The sequence below is a fragment of the Streptomyces filamentosus genome, from assembly GCF_014654895.1.
Classification (GTDB): Bacteria; Actinomycetota; Actinomycetes; order Streptomycetales; family Streptomycetaceae; genus Streptomyces; species Streptomyces filamentosus.
In genome coordinates, this window is the sequence record NZ_BNBE01000002.1 from 540,667 (window position 1) to 562,613 (window position 21,947).

11 protein-coding genes are annotated in these 21,947 nt (G+C 73.3%); 8 read left to right on the forward strand and 3 right to left on the reverse strand.

Annotated features, from left to right (window positions below; genetic code table 11):
- Positions 1-190: 190 nt before the first annotated feature.
- From IE326_RS21505 to IE326_RS21530, 6 genes are all read left to right on the forward strand, one after another.
- The gene (locus IE326_RS21505) at positions 191-1,096 is read left to right on the forward strand and encodes a sterol desaturase family protein (protein ID WP_190042665.1); all 906 of its coding nucleotides are present in this window, start codon (positions 191-193) and stop codon (positions 1,094-1,096) included.
- Between the two features lie 128 nt (positions 1,097-1,224).
- Positions 1,225-10,551: a non-ribosomal peptide synthetase/type I polyketide synthase gene (locus IE326_RS21510; RefSeq protein WP_190042666.1), complete on the forward strand. Its 9,327-nt coding sequence runs from the start codon at positions 1,225-1,227 to the stop codon at positions 10,549-10,551.
- Entirely contained in the window at positions 10,538-12,223 is a 1,686-nt protein-coding gene (locus tag IE326_RS21515) for a phytoene desaturase family protein (RefSeq protein WP_190042667.1), read from the forward strand. Before IE326_RS21510 ends, IE326_RS21515 begins: the two co-directional genes overlap by 14 nt.
- A gap of 11 nt (positions 12,224-12,234) precedes the next feature.
- Positions 12,235-13,878, forward strand: a complete 1,644-nt coding sequence (locus IE326_RS21520) for a phytoene desaturase family protein (protein ID WP_150232336.1) — start codon at positions 12,235-12,237, stop codon at positions 13,876-13,878.
- A complete protein-coding gene (locus IE326_RS21525) occupies positions 13,875-14,930 on the forward strand; it encodes an MDR family NADP-dependent oxidoreductase (RefSeq protein ID WP_190042668.1) in 1,056 nt (351 codons plus the stop codon). Before IE326_RS21520 ends, IE326_RS21525 begins: the two co-directional genes overlap by 4 nt.
- Entirely contained in the window at positions 14,927-16,021 is a 1,095-nt protein-coding gene (locus IE326_RS21530; protein ID WP_190042669.1) for a Rieske 2Fe-2S domain-containing protein, read from the forward strand. Before IE326_RS21525 ends, IE326_RS21530 begins: the two co-directional genes overlap by 4 nt.
- Positions 16,022-16,273: 252 nt before the next feature.
- Here IE326_RS21530 and IE326_RS21535 read toward each other — a convergent pair whose 3' ends face one another.
- Genes IE326_RS21535 through IE326_RS21545 form a run of 3 tightly spaced genes read right to left on the reverse strand, consistent with a single transcriptional unit; the run spans position 16,274 to position 19,150 of the window.
- Positions 16,274-17,278, reverse strand: a complete 1,005-nt coding sequence (locus IE326_RS21535) for an ABC transporter substrate-binding protein (RefSeq protein ID WP_373310247.1) — start codon at positions 17,276-17,278, stop codon at positions 16,274-16,276.
- A gap of 20 nt (positions 17,279-17,298) precedes the next feature.
- Positions 17,299-18,072 (reverse strand): ABC transporter ATP-binding protein, encoded by a 774-nt coding sequence (locus IE326_RS21540; protein ID WP_190042671.1) that lies wholly within the window; start codon positions 18,070-18,072, stop codon positions 17,299-17,301.
- A gap of 1 nt (position 18,073) precedes the next feature.
- Positions 18,074-19,150, reverse strand: a complete 1,077-nt coding sequence (locus IE326_RS21545; protein ID WP_150226390.1) for a FecCD family ABC transporter permease — start codon at positions 19,148-19,150, stop codon at positions 18,074-18,076.
- An 813-nt stretch (positions 19,151-19,963) separates the two neighbouring features.
- On the opposite strand from IE326_RS21545, the gene IE326_RS21550 reads away from it, so the two are divergent.
- Entirely contained in the window at positions 19,964-20,734 is a 771-nt protein-coding gene (locus IE326_RS21550) for a class I SAM-dependent methyltransferase (protein WP_190042673.1), read from the forward strand.
- Between the two features lie 16 nt (positions 20,735-20,750).
- On the forward strand, positions 20,751-21,785 hold the full coding sequence (locus tag IE326_RS21555; RefSeq protein ID WP_190042674.1) for a pyridoxal-phosphate dependent enzyme: 1,035 nt from the start codon (positions 20,751-20,753) through the stop codon (positions 21,783-21,785).
- The last annotated feature ends 162 nt before the right edge of the window (positions 21,786-21,947 follow it).

Consider the following 21,947-nt stretch of genomic DNA (forward strand, 5'->3'; position numbering starts at 1 on the left):
GGCATCGGGGCCCCGCGCCCTCCAGCCCGCCCCCGGAAACACCGGAGGGCGAAAAGAACCTATTCTTATCAATACCCCTCGCGCGCCCCCTTTCTGCGCTGTCCAAAAAGCGCCGCCCTCTCATTCACGACCCCTCATGTCCGCTGCTACTGTGCGAACTCCTCATTCGGATGTGATGGAGATTCCCCGCATGGAAGATCGACCCGATACGGGGTCGCTGTCGGCGAATTCATGGACCATCGGCGCGTCCGCCCGCGAGTGTCTCCGTTATGCCGCGTACCCGATCCTGCTCCTGTCCGCGGTCTGGCTCTTCACCTCGGTCCTGCACTTCGGCTGGGACCGCGGCCGGGCCGTCCAGTTCTTCCTCATCGGCACCATCGCCTATCTCGCGGCACTGGAGCGGCTGATCCCGCACCGGACCGACTGGCACCCCAGCGGCCCGGAACTGTGCTGGTACGCGGCATATTTCGGGTTCACCATGGTCGGCGCCGTGCTCGGCAAGTCGGTCGTCACGGCCGTCCTGGCCGCGACCCCCCTCACGGGGCCGGAGCTGCCGCTCGGGGCGGAGCTGCCCCTCGCCCTGCTGGCCTCCTCGCTGGCCGGCTACCTCGCCCACCGCTGGGCGCATTCCAATCGACTGCTGTGGAAGGTGCACGGAATCCATCACGTCCCGGGAAAAGTGAATGTCGCCAACAACGGCGTCAACCACCTCCTGGACGTCGCCTTCAAGCAGGGCACCGTCCAATTGACACTGGGATTTCTCGGATTCTCCGCCGACTGCCTTTTCGCAGTGGCGCTCTTCACCCTTGTCCAGGGTTATTTCGTGCACGCGAACGTGGACGTCCGGCTCGGTCCGCTCCACCACGTCCTGGCCACTCCCGAGCAGCACCGGCTGCACCACAGCGCGGACCTGGCCGAGGCCGGTCACTTCGGCGTGGACCTCTCGGTCTGGGACCGCCTCTTCGGCAGCTTCACCTGGAGACCGGACCGCCGCCCCGCGATCGTCGGCGTCAAGGACCCCGCCGCGTTCCCGGAGACCGGCTCGATCGTCGCCAGCCTGCTCCACCCCGTGCGCCGCCCGCCCCGCACCGCGTAGTCCCCCGTACCGCGCGCACCCGCTCGGTACCGCGCACCTCCCCGCCCCGTACCGCGCCGCACCGGCGTCGTGCCCCCACACGCCCCGCCCGGCTCGTACCGAGGCGTCGCCCCCCACCGGATTGGACCATGACGGACTCCCCCAGCTCCGCCCACCACGACAAGGTCGCCATCATCGGCATCGGCTGCCGGCTCCCCGGACACGCGGGGGACCACCGGTCCTTCTGGCGCAATCTGATCGAAGGCCGGGACTGTCTCGTGCCCACCCCGGCGGACCGGTACGACATCACGACCCTCGGCAGCCGCGACCGGGCCAAGCCGGGCCGGCTGACCGGCGGCCGGGGCGGCTACATCGACGGCTTCGACGAGTTCGACCCCCACTTCTTCGGGATCAGTCCGCGCGAGGCCGAGCACATGGACCCGCAGCAGCGCAAGCTCCTGGAGGTGTCCTGGGAGGCGCTGGAGGACGGCGGGCAGCGGCCCGCCGAACTGGCCGGGCGGGACGTCGGCGTCTTCATCGGCGCCTTCACCCTCGACTACAAGATCCTGCAGTTCGCCGACCTCGGCTTCGAGACGCTGGCCGCGCACACCGCGACCGGCACGATGATGACGATGGTCTCGAACCGCATCTCGCACTGCCTCGACCTCCGCGGCCCCAGCGTCTCCATCGACACGGCGTGCAGCTCCTCCCTGGTCGCGGTCCACCTGGCCTGCCAGAGCCTGCGGCGCGGCGAGAGCGAACTCGCCCTGGCCGGAGGCACCCTGCTGCACCTCGCGCCGCAGTACACCATCGCCGAGACCAAGGGCGGCTTCCTCTCCCCCGACGGACGCTCCCGCGCCTTCGACGCCTCCGCCGACGGTTACGTACGGGCCGAGGGCGTCGGCGTCGTGGCGCTCAAGCGCCTCTCGGACGCGCTGCGCGACGGCGACCCGGTGCACGCCGTGGTGATCGGCAGCGGGGTGAACCAGGACGGACGGACCAACGGCATCACCGTGCCCAGCGCCGACGCCCAGGCCACGCTCATCGAGCGGGTCTGCGCCGAGGCGGGAGTGTCACCGGGCAGCCTCCAGTACGTCGAGGCGCACGGCACCTCCACCCCCGTCGGCGACCCGATCGAGGCGCGGGCGCTGGGCCGGGTGCTGGCGCAGGGCCGGGTGCCCGGCGCGCGCTGCTACGTCGGCTCGGTCAAGACCAACATCGGGCACACGGAGGCCGCCGCCGGCGTCGCGGGCCTGATCAAGACGGCGCTGGCCCTCCGGCACCGCCGCATCCCACCGCACTTGAACCTCGAACGGCCCAACCCCGCCATCGACTTCGCCGCGCTGCCCTTCGAGATCCCGACCGCACCGGTCGACTGGCCGGAGCACGAGGGACCCGCGCGGGCGGGCGTCAACTCCTTCGGCTTCGGCGGCACCAACGCCCACGTCCTGCTGGAGGAGGCGCCGCCCCGCCCGCCGGAGGAGCCGCACGCGACGGACCGGAGGCCCGCCCGCTCGATCCTCCCGCTGAGCGCCCGGCACGCGTCGGGCCCCGCCGAACTGGCCGCGGGCGTCCGCCGCGAACTCGCCGCCGGAGCGTCCCTCGCGGACGTCGGGCACACCCTGGCCCACCGCCGCCAGCACTTCGAGGAGCGCCTCGCCGTCGTCCACTCCCCCCTCGACCCGCCCGGCTCGCTCGACGAGGTGCTGGCCGCCTGCGAGCGCGGGGAGCAGCACCCCCGCGCCGTGCGGGGCCGCCTCCGGGAGGCCGGGGCGCGGCGGCTGGTGTGGGTGTTCACCGGCATGGGACCGCAGTGGTGGGGCATGGGACGCGGACTCCTCGACGCCGAGCCCGTGTTCCGGGAGGCGGTCGAGCGGTGCGACCGGGAGGTCCGGCGCCAGGCGGGCTGGTCGCTGCTCGACGAGCTGACCCGGCCCGAGGCGGAGTCCCGGATGGCCGAGACCTGGCTCGCCCAGCCCGCCAACTTCGCCGTCCAGGCGGGGCTCGCGGCGCTGTGGGAGCACCGCGGCGTGCGGCCGGACGCCGTCGTCGGGCACAGCACCGGCGAGATCGCGGCCTTCCACCGGGCCGGGGTGTACGGCCTGGAGGACGCCGTCCGGATCGCGCTGGCGCGCAGCGCCCTCCAGCAGCGGCTCGCGGGCACCGGCGCGATGCTGGCGGCGAACCTGTCCGAGGAGGAGGCCGAGCGGCTGGTCCGCCCGCACCGGGACCGGGTGTCGGTCGCCGCCGTGAACGGCCCGGCGTCGGTGACGCTGTCCGGGGACCGGGAGGCCCTCGGGGAGCTCGCCGGGCGGCTGGAGCGGGAGCAGGTCTTCGCCCGGTTCCTCGACGTAGAAGTGCCCTATCACAGCGTGCGGATGGACCCGATCGAGGCCGAGCTGCGCGAGGCGCTGGCCGGGATCGCGCCGCGCGCCGCCGGCCTCCCGCTGTACCTCACCGCCCGCGAGGGGCGTGCGCGGGGGCCGGAGCTGGACGCCGCGTACTGGTGGGAGAACGTCCGGCGGCCGGTCCGGTTCCGTGCCGCGGTCGACCGGCTCGTCGACGACGGGTACACGCTGTTCCTGGAGATCGGTCCGCACCCGGTGCTCGGCCACTCGATCCGGGAGTGCCTGGAGGGCCGGGCCGCCGAGGGGGTGACGCTGCCGTCGATCCGGCGCCGGGAGGACGAGCCCGAGCGGTTCGCCCGTTCCCTCGCGGAGCTGTACACGCTGGGTGTCGACGTGGACTGGTCGGTGCTCCAGCCCGTGGGGCGGCCGGTGTCGCTGCCGGGCTACCCGTGGCAGCGGGAGCGGTACTGGGTGGAGCCCGCTCCGGTGGAACAGGTCCGGCTCGGCCGGCTGGACCACCCGCTGCTCGGCCGGCGGACCTCCGCGCTGCAGCCGACCTGGGAGAGCCGCCTGGACACCGAGCGGCTGGCGTACCTGGCCGACCACCGGATCGAGGACAGCACGGTCTTCCCGGCCGCCGGGTACCTGGAGATGGCCGCGCAGGCGGTCCGGGCGCTGACCGGCGGCGACACGGCCACCCTGGCCGACGTCGAGTTCTCCCGGGCCCTGTTCCTGCCCGACGGCGAGGCGAGGACCGTCCAACTGGCCTTCGCAACGGAGGAGTCCGGGTTCACCATCGCCTCCCTCGCCGGGGACGGGACCGGGGCGCCCGACCGTACGGTCCACGCGCGCGGGGTCGTCCGCACCGGGCAGCCCCGCCGGCTCGGGGAACCGCTGGACACGGACGCGGTACGGGCACGGGCGGGGCGCCGGCTCGACCGGGAGGCGTGCTACGGCGAGCTGGCGGCGCTCGGCTACCACTACGGCCCGGCGTTCCGGGCGATCGACGAGGTGTGGACGGCCCCCGGCGAGGCACTGTCGCTGATCCGGCCCACCCCGGGCATGGGCGACGGGGCCGCGGACTGCCACGCGCACCCCGTGCTCCTGGACGCCTGCTTCCAGACCGTGCTCACCGCGACGACGCCGGACGACGGCCGGTCCGCCGGGATCCGGCTGCCCGTCGGCATCGCGGAGCTGCGGCTGGACGCGGTCGGCGACCGGGCCCTGTGGGCACACGCGACGGTGACCGCGGAGAACGAGGGGGAACTGGTCGCCGACCTCGCCCTGTACGCCGAGGACGGGACGCCGCTCGGCCGGATCGGTGGCTTCCGCGCGGCGGCGGTGGACCGGGTGGCCTCCTCGGTGAAGCTCGGCACCATCGACGGCTGGCTGGCCGAGGTGGTCTGGGAGGAGGCGTCCGCCGAGGCGCCGGAGGACGGTGGGACCGCCGAGGGGACCGGGGACGCCCCCGGCGGCTCCCCCGCCCCCGACCTCGTGGTCTTCGCCGACCGGGGCGGGCTCGGGGCGCGGCTGGCCGAGGCGGTCGTGGCGCGCGGCGGGCGGTGCCGGCTGGTCCGCCCGGGGAGCCGTTACCGCAGCGGGGGCCGGCACGCGACCGTACGGCCCGATTCGGCGGCCGATCTGCGCAGGCTGTTCGACGGACTCGGGCCGGGGTTCGGAGCCGTGGTGCATCTGTGGAACCTCGATCTGCCGCCGCTGGACGCGGTCGGCGCGGCGGACCTCGACGGGATCGGCACGCTCGGCGGCTACTCGCTCGTCCCGCTCGCCCAGGTGCTGCCCGAGGCGTGCCCGGAGGGGCGCCTGCACATCGTCACCCGGGGCGCCCAGGCGGTGGTGCCGGGCGAGCCGGTGGAGCCGTTCGGCGCGCCCGCCTGGGGCATCGGACGGGTGCTGCGGCAGCAGGAGCTGACCGGTCACAGCGGCAAGCTGATCGATCTCGACCCGGCCGGGGGCGCCGGCGAGGCCGAGGCGCTGCTGCGCGTGCTCACCGCGGACGACGGCGAGGACGAGGTCGCGCTGCGGTCCGGTCGGCGGCACCTCAGCAGGCTGCGTCCGCCCGCGGGGCTGACCCGTCCCCTGCCGCTGCGGCTGCGCGCGGACGGCGCCTATCTGGTCACGGGCGCGTTCGGGGCGCTGGGGCGGCTGCTCTGCCGCACCCTGGTGCGGCGCGGGGCCCGGCGCCTGGTCCTGCTCGGCCGCACCGGCGTGCCGGAGCGCGGCGCGTGGCGGGGGCTCGATCCGGACGGCCCCGAGGGGCGGCGGGTCGCGTTCCTGCGCGAGCTCGAAGCGCTCGGCGCGGAGGTGCTGGTCGCCGCGGTCGACGTGACCGACGCGGCGGCCGTGGAGGGCTGGCTGGCCGGGCGCCGGGCCGCCGGTCTGCCGCCGGTGCGGGGCGTGTTCCACCTCGCGGGGCAGGTGCGGGACGTCCTGCTGCCGTCGTTGGACCGCGCGGCCTTCGACGCGGGCTACGGGCCGAAGGTGCACGGCGGGTACCTGCTGCACCGGCTGCTGCGCGAGGAGCCGGTCGAGCACTTCGTGCTGTTCGCGTCGATCGCCTCGCTGCTGACCACCGCCGGCCAGGTCAACTACGCGGCCGGGAACGCGTTCCTGGACGCGCTCGCCCATCACCGCCGGGCACTCGGTCTGCCGGCGCTCAGCCTGGACTGGGGGCCGTGGGCCACCGGCATGATCGAGGAGCTCGGGCTGGTCGCCCACTACCGGGACGCGCGCGGGATGAGCTCGCTGGCGCCGGAGGCGGGCATGGCGGTCCTGGAGCGGGTGATCGGGCAGGACCGGGCCCAGTTGCTGGTGGCCACGGTGGTGGACTGGCCGGTCTTCCTGTCCTGGTACCCCACCCCGCCGCCGCTGGTGTCGGCGCTCGCCGCCGCGGCGGCCCGGGAGGTCCCGGCGGGGCGGGGCGGCAGTCTGCTCGACGCGTTCCGCGCCGCCGACGGGCCGGGGCGCACGGCGCTGGTGACCGAGCGGTTCGCGGCCCTCGCGGCGGGTGTGCTGCGGGTGCGGCCGGAGCTGGTCGACGCGGACGCCCGGCTCGGCTCGCTCGGTCTGGACTCGCTGCTCGCGATGGAGCTGCGGGCCCGGGTCCACGCCGAGCTGGGCGTCTCGCTGCCGGTGGTGGCCCTGCTCAGCAACGGGCCGGTGAGCGAGCTGACCGAGCGGCTGCACGCGGGGCTGACCGAGCTCGCGGCGGCCGGGGGTCCGGTGGCGGAGACGGCGGTGGAGACGTTCACCGACGAGGCGTGCCACCCGCTCACCCACAACCAGCAGGCCCTGTGGTTCCTCCGGCAGCTCAACCCGGACGGCTTCGCGTACAACATCGGCGGCGCGGTGGAGGTCCGTGCGGAGCTCGACCCGGAGCTGCTGTTCGATGCCTTCCGGACGCTGATCGCCCGGCATCCGAGCCTGCGCGTCAACATCACCACCGAGGACGGGCGTCCGGTCCAGCGGGTGCGGCCCGAGGCCGTCGCCGACACCGGTCTTCTCGACGTGTCCGGGCTGCCCTGGGACGAGGTCCGCTCCCGACTGGTGGCGGAGTACCGCAGGCCGTACGACCTGGAGCGGGACCCCCTGGTGCGGCTGCGGCTGTTCCGGCGGGGCCCGGACCGCTGGGTGCTGATGAAGGCCGTCCACCACATCGTGTCGGACGCGATCTCCACCTTCACCTTCATCGAGGAGCTGTTCGAGGTCTACCACGGGCTGCGCACCGGCCGTCCGGCGGAGCTGGCCCCGGTCCCGGCCCGCTACCTGGACTTCCTCAACCGTCAGAACCGCTTCCTGGCCGGGCCCGAGGCGCGGCGGATGCTGGAGTACTGGCGGGAGCACCTGCCGCGGGAGGTCCCGGCGCTCGAACTGCCCACCGACCGGCCGCGCCCGCCGGTGCAGACCGACAACGGCGCCTCCGAGTTCTTCCAGCTCGACGAGGAGCTCAGCGCCCGGGTGCACGCGCTGGCCCGGGAGCACAACGTCACCGTGTACACGGTGCTGCTCGCCGCGTACTACCTGCTGCTGCACCGCTGGTCGGGGCAGGACGAGATCGTGGTCGGCAGCCCCGTCACCGGGCGGACCGAGGAGGAGTTCGCCTCCGTCTACGGCTACTTCGTCAATCCGCTGCCGCTGCACGTGAGCCTGGCCGGGGAGCCGTCGGTGGCCGAACTGCTGGGCCGGGTGCGGGACGCGGTCCTCGGGGGCCTCGACAACCAGGAGTACCCGTTCGTGCTGCTCGTGGAGCAGTTGGGCCTCCAGCACGACCCGAGCCGCTCGGCGGTCTTCCAGGCGATGTTCATCCTGCTCACCCACAAGGTGGCCGTGGAGCGCTTCGGATACGCGCTGGAGTACATCGAACTGCCCGAGGAAGAAGGACAGTTCGACGTCACGCTCTCCGCGTACGAGGACCGCTCCGACGGGCGCTTCCACTGCGTGCTGAAGTACAACACCGACCTGTTCGACGCGGCGACGGTGCGCCGGATGGCCGCGCACTACCGGACCCTCCTCGACGGCCTGACCCGCGCGGAGGGCGGGCGTCCGGCGGGACGGCTGCCGATGCTGGAGGCCGGCGAACGGGAGCGCGTCGTCACCGGGTTCGGCGGCGCCGGCCGGCGGATCGACCACGACGTGCCGGTGCACGAGCTGATCGGGAAGATCGCCGCGCAGTTCCCCGAGACGGTCGCGGTGTCCGTACCGGGCGGGCGGCGGCTCGGCTACCGGGAGCTGGACCGGCGCTCGCGACGCGTGGCGGCCTCGCTGCGCGAACGCGGCGTCGGCGACGGGACGGTGGTGGCGGTGCGCCTCGCGAAGTCGCCGGAGCTGGTGATCGCGCTGCTCGCGGTGTTGCGGGCCGGGGGCGCGTACCTGCCGCTGGACCCGGACCACCCGGCGGAGCGGCTGGCCGAGCTGATGGAGAACGCCGGGGCCACGCTGGTCCTGACCGACGGGCGGCCGGGCGAGACGGTCCTGCTGCCGGGGCGGCCGGTCACCCTCGACGAGCTGGACCGGCCGGGTGCCGAGGAGCGGCCGGAGCCGGCCGTGGGCCTCGACCGGACGGCGTACGTGATCCACACCTCGGGCTCCACCGGCCGCCCCAAGGCGGTGCGGGTCAGCCACCGCAGCCTGGCCTCGGTGTTCGTCGCCTGGCAGCGGGAGTACCGGCTGGACACCGACGTCCGGGTGCACCTGCAGATGGCGGGCGTCTCCTTCGACGTGTTCACCGGGGACCTGGTCCGGGCGTTGTGCTCGGGCGGGACGCTGGTCCTCGTCGACCGGGACCTCCTCCTCGACACCGCGCGGCTCTACCGGACCATGCGCGCGGAGGGCGTGGACTGCGGCGAGTTCGTGCCGTCGGTGGCGCGCGGGCTGCTGGCGCACTGCGAGCGGGAGGGCCTGGACCTGGGGTTCATGCGCCTGGTGATCGTCGGCTCGGACGCCTGGCGGGTGGGCGAGCACCGGAGGCTCGTCGCGCTGTGCGGGCCGGGCACCCGGGTGGTCAACTCGTACGGGCTGACCGAGGCCACCATCGACAGCGCCTACTACGAGGGGTCGGCCGAGGGGCTGGAGCCGGGCCGGATGGTGCCGGTCGGCCGGCCGCTGCCCAACAGCGAGCTGTACGTCCTCGACCGGCACGGCGAACCGGTGCCGCCGGGGGTGGCCGGTGAGCTGTGGATCGGCGGCGCCGGCGTCGCCGACGGTTACCTGGGCGATCCGGAGCGGACGGCCGAACGGTTCGTGACCCTCGCACCGGGCGGCGAGCCCGTGCGGCTGTACCGGACGGGTGACCTCGGGCACTGGGACGCGGAGGGGGTGCTGCACCTGCTCGGGCGGGCCGACGGCCAGGTGAAGGTGCGCGGCCACCGGGTGGAGACCGGGGAGGTCGAGGCGCGGCTGGCCGCCCGGCCCGAGCTGGCCCAGGTGTGCGTGACGGTACGGCGGGACGAGACGGGCGAGAACGTGCTGTGCGCCTACTGCGTGCCCGTGCCGGGCGCGGTGGCCGACGCCCGGGAGCTGCGCCGCCACCTCGCGGAGCAGTTGCCGACGTATCTGATCCCGGCGCACTTCACGGAGCTGTCCGCGCTGCCGCTGACCGCGAACGGCAAGGTCGATCCGGGCGCGCTGCCGGAACCGCGCGCGGAGGCGGGACCGGAGCGGTACGAGCCGCCGGTGACGCTGTACGAGACGCGGATGGCGGCGCACTGGCGGTCGCTGCTCGGGCTGGAGCGGCCGGGGCTGCGGGACGACTTCTTCGAGGCGGGCGGCAGTTCGATCAAGCTGATCGAACTGATCCACCACCTGCGGACCGAGTTCAACGCGTCCGTGCCGGTCGGGCGGCTGTTCCGGACCAGCACCCTGCACGGCATGGCCCGCACCCTGGAGGACGTCGTCACCGGGCGCCTGCCCGGCGCCGAGCCGTACCTGTGGTTCAACCCGGGCGCGGACCCCGCGGCGACGGTGTTCTGCCTGCCGCCCGCGGGCGGGCACGGGCTGGTGTACCGGCAGCTCGCGGCGCGGCTGCCCGAGCACCGCTTCGCGGGGTTCAACTACCTGTCGAGTCCGGACAAGGCGGCCCGGTACGCCGACCTGGCGGAGGAGCTGCACCCGGGCGGGCCGTACACGCTGTTCGGCTACTCCCTCGGCGGCAACCTCGCTTTCGAGATCGCCGGGGAGCTGGAGCGGCGGGGCAGGGTGGTGGACCTCGTGCTGATCATGGACTCGTACCGGATCGCCGAGGCCGTCGCCCTCGGCGAGGAGCACCTGGCCGGATTCGAGGCGGAGCTCGCGGAACACCTGCGGCGGCACACCGGTTCCGAGATCGTCGCCCGGGAGACCGTGGAGCAGGCCCGCGAGTACCTGGCGCACTGCGGTGCCCATCCGTCGCTGGGTGTGCTCGGCGCTCCGATCGCGGTGATCTCCGACCAGGACAAGCTGCTCCGCTTCGCGGCGGACGAGCCCGGCGGCTGGCACGGCGTCACCGCCGGCGGGTGCACCGTGCTCGAAGGGCACGGACGGCACGCCGAGATGCTCGACGGTCCGTTCCTCGACGGGAACGCGGAACTGGTCCGGACGCTGCTGGCGGGAGGTGCCGCGGATGGGCGTGCGTGACGGCGGGCCCCACTGGGAGGCCCGGCCTCCCGGCGGGCGGCCCCGGGTGATCATCATCGGCGCGGGCATGTCGGGTCTGGCCGCCGGCTGCTACGCGCAGATGAGCGGACTGGAGAGCCGGATCTTCGAGAAGCACGTGCTGCCGGGGGGCTGCTGCACCGCCTGGGCCCGTCAGGGCTACCTCTTCGACTACTGCATCGACTGGCTGATCGGCACGGCACCCGGGACCGGGGCGAACGAGGTGTGGCGCGAGCTCGGGGCGCTGGACGGGAAGCGGATCACCCTGTTCGACCAGTTCAACCGGGTGGTGACCGAGGACGGCCGGTCCGTCACCTTCTACAACGACCCGGACCGGCTGCGGGAGCACCTGCTGGAGCTCTCGCCCGGCGACGCGCGCCCGATCCGGGCGTTCTGCCGGGACCTCGAGCGCTTCGCGGGGCTGGATCTGCGGTGGGAGCTGAAGCCGCCGCCGCTGAAGTCGCCGTCGGAGAAGGCGCGGACGCTGCTCGCGATCCTGCCGGCGTTCCGGCTGTACTGGCGCACCGCGGCCACGCCCATGCGCCGGTTCGCGGACCGCTTCGAGGACCCGCTGCTGCGCCGGGCGTTCCCGAACGTGTTCCTCCAGGAGCTGACCGGCTTCCCGCTGCTCCCCTTCCTCTTCACGATGTCCTGCGCCTCCAACGGCAACGCGGGCTTCCCGGAGGGCGGTTCGCTGGGTCTGGCCCGGTCGGTGGAGGAGCGGTACACGGGGCTCGGCGGGCACATCGGCTACCGCGCCCGGGTGGAGCGGATCCTCGTCGAGGACGGGCGGGCGGTCGGCGTGCGCCTGCGGGACGGGCAGGAGCACTTCGCCGACCACGTGATCGCCGCCTGCGACGGGCCGACGGTGCTGGACCGGCTGCTGGAGGGGCGGTGGAGCAGCCCGCGCACCGAGCGGCTGTACAAGGAGCTGCTGGACCGGCCGGACAACCTGTACCCGGCGGTGGTCTCCGCGTTCGTCGGGATCGACGGCCCGCTGCCCCCCGGTGAGCCGCACAGCACCACGTACCTCCTCGGGCCGGAGCGGGGTGCGGCGCTGCCGGGGAGCCTCCAGCACAGCCTGGTGGTGCAGCGGCGGTCCGACTACGCCGACGGCTTCGCGCCGGCCGGGAAGTCGGTGCTGCACTGCACGTACTTCACCGACCACCGGTCCTGGCAGGAGCTGCGGAAGGCGGACCGGCGGGCGTACCGGCAGCGCAAGCAGGAGGTCGTCGACTTCCTGAGGGGCTTCCTGGCCGAGCGCCACCCGGGCCTCGCGGAGCGGATCGAGCTGGTGGACGTGGCGACACCGGCGACGACGGAGCGGTACACCGGCAACACCTACGGCAGCATCCTGGCCTGGAAGGCGTTCTCCGAGGCCGACGACGTGTCGACCGCGCTGGTGGACCGGGACCGGATGCGGCTGCCGGGGCTGAGCGGCTTCTCGATGGCCGGTCAGTGGACCGGGATGGGCGGCCTGATCCGGGCCGCGACCAGCGGCCGGTACGCGGTCCAGTTCCTGTGCGACGAGCTGGGCCGGGAGTTCCGGGCCTGGCCGAGCGAGGGTGCCGGGCCGTGGCATCCCGGGAAGCTGGGCCGGCTGCCACGACTCGAACAGCGGGACGACACCCGGAAGGCGGCGGTGGCCGAATGACCAGAAGGACCATGCTGATCGTCGGCGGAGGGCTCGGCGGGCTCTCCACCGGCTGCTACGCCCAGATGAACGGCTATCGCAGCCGGGTGCTGGAGATGCACGAGATCCCGGGCGGCTCCTGCACGGCCTGGGACCGGGGCGACTTCACCCTCGACTGCTGCGTGAGCTGGCTGCTCGGCAGCGGGCCGGGCAACGAGATGCACCAGATCTGGCTGGAGCTCGGCGCGCTCCAGGGCAAGCGGATGCGCAACTTCGACGTGTTCAACACGGTGCGCGGCCGGGACGGGCGGGCGGTCCGCTTCTACTCCGACCCGGACCGCCTCGAAGCGCACCTGCTCGCCCTCTCCCCCGGCGACGCCCGGGTGATCCGCGACTTCTGCGCCGGACTGCGGACCTTCCGCAAGGCGCTGGCCCGCTACCCCTTCCTCACCCCGGTCGGGCTCATGGGCCGCCTGGAGCGCTGGCGGATGCTGGCGTCCTTCGTCCCCTACTTCAACGTGATCCGGCGCTCCATCGGCACGCTGATGCGCGACTACTCGGAGCGCTTCCAGGACCCGCTGCTGCGCGAGGCGTTCAACTTCATCCTGTACGAGAAGCATCCCAACTTCCCCGTGCTGCCTTTCTACTTCCAGCTCGCGGCGCACGCCGACGCCTCGGCCGGTGTGCCCGAGGGCGGCTCGCTGGGCCTGGCCCGCTCGGTCGAGGAGCGCTACCGGAGGCTCGGCGGCGAGGTCACGTACAACGCCCGGGTCGTGGAGATCCTGGTGGAGGACCACCGGGCGGCCGGGGTCCGGCTGAGCGACGGGACGGAGCTGCGGGCGGACATCGTGGTCTCCGCCTGTGACGGGCGCACCACCTTCCTCGACCTGCTGAAGGGCCGCTACCTCACCGACGCGTACCGGGAGCTGTACACCCGGACCATCACGGAACCCGGCATGGTCTTCCCGGGCTACCTGACGGTCTTCCTGGGGCTGCGCCGGCCCTTCCCGGACGGGGAGCCCTGCACCACGTACCTCCTGGAGGACGCGGTCGCGCAGCGGCTCACCGGCATCCGGCACCCCAGCGTCAACGTGCAGTTCCGCAGCCGCCACTACCCGGAGCTGTCGCCGCCGGGCACCTCCGTGGTGTACGCGACGTACTTCTGCGACATCGCGCCGTGGCGGGAGCTGAGCACCGGTCCGGAGCGGTCCACCCGGATCCGCCGGGGCGAGGAGCTGCACACGCTGCCGGTCGGGCGCGGACGCGAGTACCAGCGGGCCAAGCGGCAGGCGCGGGACGCGATCGTGGACCTCCTCGACGAACGGCACCCCGGGCTGCGGGACGCGATCGTGGTGCGGGACGTGTCCACCCCGCTCACCCAGGTCCGCTACACCGGAAGCCACGACGGCACGGTGCTCGGCTGGCAGCCGTTCGTGGACAGCGGCGAGACCGTGGAGAAGGAGGTCAAGCGGCACGGCCCGGGGCTGCCGGGGCTCGCGGACTTCTACCTGTCCGGCGTCTGGGCCACCACCGGCGGCCTGATCCGGGCCGCGGCCTCGGGACGGCACGTCATGCACTTCGTCTGCCGCGACGACGGGCGGCCGTTCACCGCCTCCGTCGACGACAGCGCCCCCCTCCCCGTCCAGCTCATCGAACCCGCAGGAGCGACCCCGTGAAGACCGAGAAGTGGATCGTCAGCGAGCACAACGACGGCGTGCCGGACGTGGACCGGATGTACGTGAAGGTGGTGGAGGACCTCGACACCGATCTGGCCGAGGACGAGATGCTGCTGCGCACGCGGTACGTCTCCGTCGACCCGTACCTCCAGGGGATCGCCCTGGACACCCCGGTGGGCGACCACATGGGCGCCGACTCGATCATGGAGGTGCTGGCGGCCGGACCGCGGGCGATGTTCGGCGTCGGGGACCTCGTGCAGGGCTTCGGCGGCTGGCGCACCCACCTGGTCAGCAACGGCGCCGAGGCGCTGTGGCAGACCGGCACGTTCCCGATGGTCTTCCCCGCGTACCGGAAGCTGGACCCGGCCCACTACGACGAGGCGCTGCCGCTGAGCACCGCGCTCGGCATCCTCGGCGGCGCCGGGATGACCGCGTGGGGCACCCTCACCACCTTCCTGGCCGTACGGCCCGGCGACACGGTCCTGATCAGCGGTGCGTCCGGCGCGATCGGCACGCTGGTCGGGCAGCTGGCGAAGCGGGCGGGGGCGCGGGTGGTGGGCACGACCGGTTCGCCGGAGAAGGCGGCGCGGCTGGCGGCGCTCGGCTTCGACGCCGTCGTCGTCTTCCGGCACGGCGGGGACCCGGCGCAGCTCCGCGAGGACCTGGCGAAGGCGGCTCCCGGCGGCGTGGACCGGTACTTCGACAACCTCGGCGGGGTCATGACCGACACCGTCTTCACGATGCTCACCGTGGACAGCCGGGTCGCGGTGTGCTGGCAGTGGTCGAGCCAGGTCGGCGGCGAGTGGACCGGGCCCCGGCTGCTGCCGTACATCATGTTCCCGCGCACGACGATCCGCGGGATCTTCGCGCTGGAGTGGTTCACCGAGGACAACTGGGCGGCGCTGCACGCGGAGCTGGGTCCGCTGGTGCGCGCCGGCGAGATCCGCTACCAGCAGACCGTGCACCGCGGCTTCGACTCCATCCCCGCCGCCTACCGCAGCCTGTACACCGACCGCGCGGCGTCCTTCGGCAAGGTGCTGGTCGAGCTGTGAGGCGCGGCCACACCCGGGCGCTCACGGAGGGGCCGAGCCCGGCCGACGCGCACGAGCCGGTCCTGCCGTACCCCGACGGCTGGTTCTCGGTGGCCTTCTCCTCGGAGGTGGTGCGGGGGACGCTGCTGACCCGGCCGCTCCAGGGCGAGGACGTGGTGCTCTACCGGCTCCGCAGCGGCGAGGTGCGGGCGGTCCGCCCGTACTGCCCGCACCTGGGGGCGCACCTCGGGCTCGGCGCGCTGGAGGGCGACGAACTGCTGTGTCCCTTCCACCGCTTCGCCTTCGGCCCGGACGGGGCCTGCACGCGGACGGGGTACGGCACGCCCCCGCCGCCGTCCTCGGACCTGACCCTGCTGCCGGTGCGCGAGGTCGACGGTGCCGTCTTCGTGTGGCGGCACCACGACGGACGGGCGCCGGACTGGGAGCCCACGCCCTGGCACACGCTCGGGACGCGGGCGCCGCGGCTGGCGGCGTGGGAGATGGCGGGGCACAGCCAGGACGTGGTCGAGAACACGGTGGACATCGGGCACTTCACGCCGCTGCACGGCTGGGGCGCGTCGGAAGTGGCCGAGCCGGCGGTCTTCGAGGGGCGGTCCTTCCGGATCTCGGTGCGCTCCGAGGAGCGGGTGCCGCTGCTGGGCGCGAGTCCGCTGGAGGTGACGCTGGAGGGCAACGGGATCAGCCGGGTGCACGTGTGCACGGCGCTCCCCCGGTTCGGGGTGCGCACCTGTGCCGTGTACACGACCACGATGATCGCGCCCGCGGCTTTCCAGCTGCGCCAGACGAGCCGCTTCGAGGTGGCCGGGCCGGCCTCGCTCCCGGCCCCGCTGGCCCGCTGGGTGAGCGGCTCGGCGCACCGGCTGCTGGCGGGTGTGATGTTCCGGGGCAACTGCGCTTTCGTGTCGCAGGACTTCCCGGTCTGGTCGACGAAGCGGTACGTGTCCCCGCCCCGGCTGGCCCGCGGCGACGGCCCGATCGGCCCGTTCCGCCACTGGGCCCGGCAGTTCTATCCGCCGGACCGGCTGCGGGCGCAGGTGCCGTCGTCGGCGGCGCGGAGGGCGGCGGGGGAGGCGGAGAGCAGGGTGACGTAGTCCGGTCGCTCCGGGAAGCGGGGGCGGGGGCCGGCCGTAGGCGGTGTTCCGCCGGGCGAGGGCGGTGCGGTGCCGGGTGTCGTGGAGCAGGGTGGTGATCCTGGTGGCGGCCGGGTGCGGCGTCGGGCGGACGCGCAGGACGCGGTCCACCCGCAAAGGCTCTCCCGCGCGTCCCGGCGCCCCCATCGGCGCGACCGGCGGTGCGGCGGGGCCGTGCGGACGTGCACGGTCCCGGCGCACCGCGGCCCGGTGTCAGCGCCTGAGCCCCCTCAGGTACGTCGCGAACTTCTCCAGGCCGTCGATGTTGCGCGGCCCGCTGATGCCCTCGTTGTAGTCGAGGACGAAGAAGTTGTCCTTCTTGACGGCGGGCAGCCCCTTCGTGTGGGGGGACGTCCTCAGGAAGTCGATCTTCTTCCGGGCGGGCAGGTCCCCGTAGTCGAGAACGATGATGACCTCGGGCTCGGCCTCGGCGACGGCCTCCCAGTTCACCTGCGTCCACCGCTGGTCGAGGTCGCCGAAGACGTTCCTGCCGCCGGCGGCCTTGATGATGTCGTCGGGCGGGACCTGGTTGCCCGCCGTGAAGGGCTGGTCGGTGCCCGAGTCGTAGAGGAAGACCGGCAGCGGATCGCCCTGGGGCGCCCGGGCCTTGACGGCCTCCACCCTCTTCTTCAGCCCGCCGACGACCTCGTCGGCCTTCTTCTCGACCCGGAAGATCCGGCCCAGGCGCTCGAGGTCGGTGTAGAGCGCTTCGAACGGCGTGAGCTTCTCCGGGTACCCGGGGTAGTTGTAGCAGCTCTCGCCGTGCATGAAGCTCTGGATGCCGAGCTTGTCCAGGATCTCCGGGGTGATGCCCCGCTCGTCCTTGAAGCCCGACTTCCAGCCGGCCAGGACGAAGTCGGACTTGGCCTCGACCACGATCTCCTTGTTGAGGAGGTCGTCGCTGAGCATCTTCACCTTGGCGTAGTCGGCCGCCCACGGGGACTCCGTCACCGGCGGGTTCGCCGGCGGCATCACGTAGCCGTGCACGTGGTCGACCAGTCCGAGGCTGAACAGCTTGTCGGCGCTTCCGCCTTCGTAGGCCACGGCGCGCCGGGGGACGGTGTATTCGACCGGCTCGCCGCACCGGTTGACGGTGACCTTCGCGGACGCCTCGGCGTCCGTCTCCACGTCGGCGCCGCAGCCGCTGAGCAGCAGGGCGGCCGAGAGCACGGAGCCGAGGGCGGCACACTGCCGCGCCGAGTGGGGAGATCGAGTCATGGACATGCTTGCGGTGCCTTTCACAGGGAGGGGTCGAGCGAGTACAGCAACTGCGGGTCACCCGTCAGCGGGTGGGAGACGACGCTGGCCCTGACGCCGAACACGTCGTGGACGAGGTCCTCGGTGAGGACCTCTTCGGGTGTGCCGGCGGTGACGAGGCGGCCGTCGCGGAGGACCCCGATGCGGTCGCAGGCGGACGCGGCGAGGTTGAGGTCGTGCAGCACGACCAGGACGGTGAGCCCCGAGCCGCGCAGGAGCGAGAGCAGTTCGACCTGGTGGCGTACGTCGAGGTGGTTCGTCGGCTCGTCAAGGACCAGGATCGCGGGCTCCTGGACGAGCGCCCTGGCCAGCAGGACGCGCTGGCGCTCTCCGCCCGAGAGCGTGAGGACCCCGCGCCGGGCGAGGTGGCGGATGTCGAGCCGGTCCATGGCCCGTTCGCACAGCTCCCGCTCCCGGCGGCTGAGCGCCTGGTTGCCCCGGAGGTGCGGGGTGCGGCCGAGGGCGATGACCTCTTCGACCGTGAAGTCGAGTTCGAGGGCGCCGTCCTGGGTCATGGCCGCGACGACCTGCGCGGAGCGGCGCACCGTCAGGCGGGAGAGGTCCTTCCCGTCCACCCGGACGGTCCCGGAGCTGGGGCGCAGCGCACGGTACACGCATCTGAGGGCGGTGGACTTGCCGCTTCCGTTCGGTCCGACCAGGCCCACCACCTGGCCGCTTCCCACGTCCAGGGACAGGTCGCGCACCAGGCTCCGGCCGTCGGTGACGACGGAGAGTCCGTCGAGTCGGAGTTCCATCTCAGCGGCCTCCGAACATGTAGCCCCTGCGGCGCATCAGCAGGACGAACACCGGCACCCCGACGAGGGCGGTGATGACGCCCAGGGGCAGTTCGCGCGGTGCCACCAGCGTCCGGGACACCAGGTCGACCCAGACCATGAAGATCGCTCCGGCGAGGGGCGCCACGGCCAGCACCCGCGCGTGCGTGGCGCCGACGACCATGCGCACCACGTGCGGCATGACCAGTCCGACGAAGGCGATGGCACCGCTGACGGCGACCATCACCCCGGTCACGAGCGAGACCAGGACGAGCAGGGCCTTGCGGTGCCGGTCGGGGCCGACGCCCAGGCTCGCGGCCGTCTCGTCGCCGAGCGCCAGGACGTCCAGTGCCCGGCCGTACCGGTACAGCAGGGCGAGGCCGAGCAGGACGACCGCGGACACGACAGGGAGCGCGCCCCAGTTCGCGGCGCCGAAACTGCCCATGGTCCAGTACAGGACCATGCTGGTCGCCTCGCTGTCCGGCGCGAAGTAGATCAGCAGGCTCATCACCGCTTGGAGTCCCAGCGACACGGCGACGCCCGTCAGGACGAGACGCAGCGGCGAGAGCGAACCCCGGCCGGAGGAGGCGGCGTAGACGAGGACCGACGCGACCAGGGCCCCGACGAAGGCGCCGGCCGACACCGCGTAGACGCCCAGCGCCGCCAGCCCTCCGGTGACCGTGACGGCGACGGCACCGGCGGAGGCGCCCGAGGAGACGCCGAGCACGAAGGGGTCGGCGAGCGCGTTGCGCACCATGGCCTGGATGGCCACGCCGATGGCGCTCAGCCCGGCCCCCACGAGCGCCGCGAGCAGCACCCGCGGCGTACGGATCTCCCAGATGATCTGATAGGTGGTCACGTCGTCCGCGGCGACGCGACCGCCGCTCACGGCCGCCCACAGGTACCGGGCGGTGTCCCCCGGCGTGATGACGGCGGCCCCCAGACCGATGGCCACCACGATCGAGACGAGAAGAACGACGAAGAGGCCGGCGCAGGCGAGCGCCAGACCCTTGCGGGAAGCGAGCCGGCCCTTCACCCCTCCCGGGGGTTCGGGAGGCATCTCGTCTGGCGGCGTATCGGCGGCGCTGCTCGCCGAGGGCGCGGTGATCGCTGGCGGTGACATAGGACTCGGCCTTCCGGATCGAACGGGACGTGCGGGTCGGGCGGATGACGTCCGCCCGTGGGCGGGATCTGACTCGGAGCAGGTCGATCGGCAGGGTCATGCCGTCGATGGAGCGGGCGGAGGGAAGCCGTCCCCCGCGTCTTCCTGGCCCTCGCGGGGCGCGGGGGCCGGGCTCGCGCCCCGGGCGACCGACCGCGCGAGGGGTCGGGGCCCGGCGTGCGCCGAGGGCACGCGTGGCGCTCCGCGAGGGACCCGGGGCCCTTTCCCGACCCGCGCCGGACGGGCCCCTCGGACTCCTGTCCGGGGTTGGCGGATCGAGCGTATATGAAAACGATAATCACTACTACCCCCTCCCTCCGAGGGGGTGCCGGCCGCGCAACGGCAGGCGGTCGCGAGCTCGCATCGAAGCCGCCATCAGGGGTGCGCGCACCTTGAAAGCCCATCAGTCGGTGTTGACAATCATTTTCATCATGTCTCATGCTGCTCGGGCCCCACACCTTTCACTCCGTCCGGCGGCGTGGTGCGGGGTCCACTCCAGGTGATCCCCCGGGGAGCAGCGTGTCCGTCCTTCGCAGCCGCCGGGCGTCAGCCGCCCCCACCGGGGACGTCGGCGCTCCCCCGTGAAGCCGGCTCCGCCGTTCCGCACGGGCGAAGGAGCCGCACGCCTCCGGCGACGGCCGGCCCCGCCGCTCCGGCCGTGCTCCGCTCCCCGCCCCCGACTTCCCTTCCCGTCCGACCCGCAGAGGATCCATGACCGACCGAACCGCCGACGGCACCCCCACGTCCCGGGACGACGTGCGCGCGCTGCTCGACTCCCTGCCCGACACCCTGCCCCGGGACGAGATCCTGGCCCTCAACAGCGGCTCCGGGTCCGACATCCACACCGAGCGGACGTACGACTACAACGGCTGGACCTTCACCCTGCCGCCCGGGGTGTTCAGGCCAGGCGACACCAGCCGCATCGTCCACGACCGCCTCCTGGACGGCACGATCCCCGTCGAGGGCCGCTCCTACGCGGCGATGGGCGTCGGCCTCGGCGTCGAGGCCGTGATCGCCGGCACCCTCGGGGCGCGCGAGATCCACGCGGTCGACGTCCATCCGGACAGCGTGGCCACCGCCGCCGCCCACTACGAGCGCATCGTCGGGGACCGGGCCGGCACCGTCTTCCGACCGCTGGTGTCCAACCTCTTCGAGGAGTTCCCGGACTCCTCGCGCCTCGACGTCGTCACCTTCAACCCGCCCGCCGTCAGCGCGCGGACGAGCGACGACCCGACCGTGGTGCGGAACGTCTGCGTGGGCGCCGAGATCGTCACCCGCTTCTTCGACCAGATCGTCACCCGCGACCTGCTCGCCCCGGACGGCGAGATCCACCTGATCGTGTCCAACACGGCCGAGCTCAAGCGCATCGTCGGCCACGGCGTCGACGCCGGCTTCCGTCCCGTCGTGCTGCACCGCCAGACCTGGGAGGGCGACAACTGCCAGGCGTACCTGTTCAAGCTCATCCACCGCGACGCCGCCTGACCGGAAGGACGACCACATGTACGAGCACATAGCCGAGGCCGTCAAGGAACCGGACGTCGTCGCCGTCCCGCCGGGCGCGATCTGTCTCCGCTTCGAGACCATGAAGCTCTACTCGGCGCTCGGCGCCGTACGCCACCTGCTGGAGACCGGGCAGGTAGAGCCGGGCGACACCCTGGTCGACAGCTCCAGCGGCATCTACGCCCACGCCCTGGCCCTGGCCTGCCACCGCTACGGCCTCCGCTGCCACGTCGTCGGCTCCACCACGGTCGACCGCACCCTCCGCGTGCAGCTGGAGGTCCTCGGCGCCACCCTGGAGCAGGTCCGCCCGTCCAAGAACCTGCGCCTCGACCAGAACCTGCGCGTGGAGCGGATCGGCGAACTGCTGCGCGAGAACCCGCACTACCACTGGATGCGGCAGTACCACGACGCCATCCACTACCTCGGCTACCGCGACGTCGCCGACCTCATCCGCAAGGAAGTCCCGGAGGGCCCCCTGTCGCTCGTCGGCGGCGTCGGCACCGGCGCGTCCACCGGCGCCATCGCCACCTACCTGCGCGAGGCCGGCCGGGACGTCGCCCTCGTCGGCGTCCAGCCCTTCGGCAGCGTCACCTTCGGCGCCGAGCACGTCTCCGACCCCGACATGATCATCGCGGGAATCGGCAGCTCCATCCCCTTCCGGAACGTCCGGCACGACCTGTACGACCGCATCCACTGGGTCAACTTCGACTACGCCATGTCCGGCGCCGTCGAACTCCTCCGGGCCAGCGGCATCTTCGCCGGCCTCTCCGCGGGCGCCGCGTACCTCGCGACGCTCTGGGAACGGGAGCGGGACGCCGATCGCACGTACGTCTTCCTCGCCGCCGACACGGGGCACCGCTACGTCGACAGCGCCTACGCCCACCACGCCCGAGCACGGGGGCTCGGTGCCCTGCGACCCCACGAGGTGACCGCGCAGGACGAGCTCAAGCACCCGTGGTCCTCCATGGACTGGCCCCCGGCCGGCGGCCCGCTGCCGCGTGGCGTGCCCGCCCTCGTGGGCGAGCCGGCCTAGGCCGCGTCTTCCGGCTCATGCCGGGCAGCCCTCGCGCCGTGCCCCCGGAACCGGACCGAACCCACCGGCTGATGTTCCCCGGCCTCGCCGTGCACCGCTCGGCCCCGACCGAACGGGACGGGAACGGCGTTCGCCGCTGTCGTGCCTCCGGCCGGCCCTGAC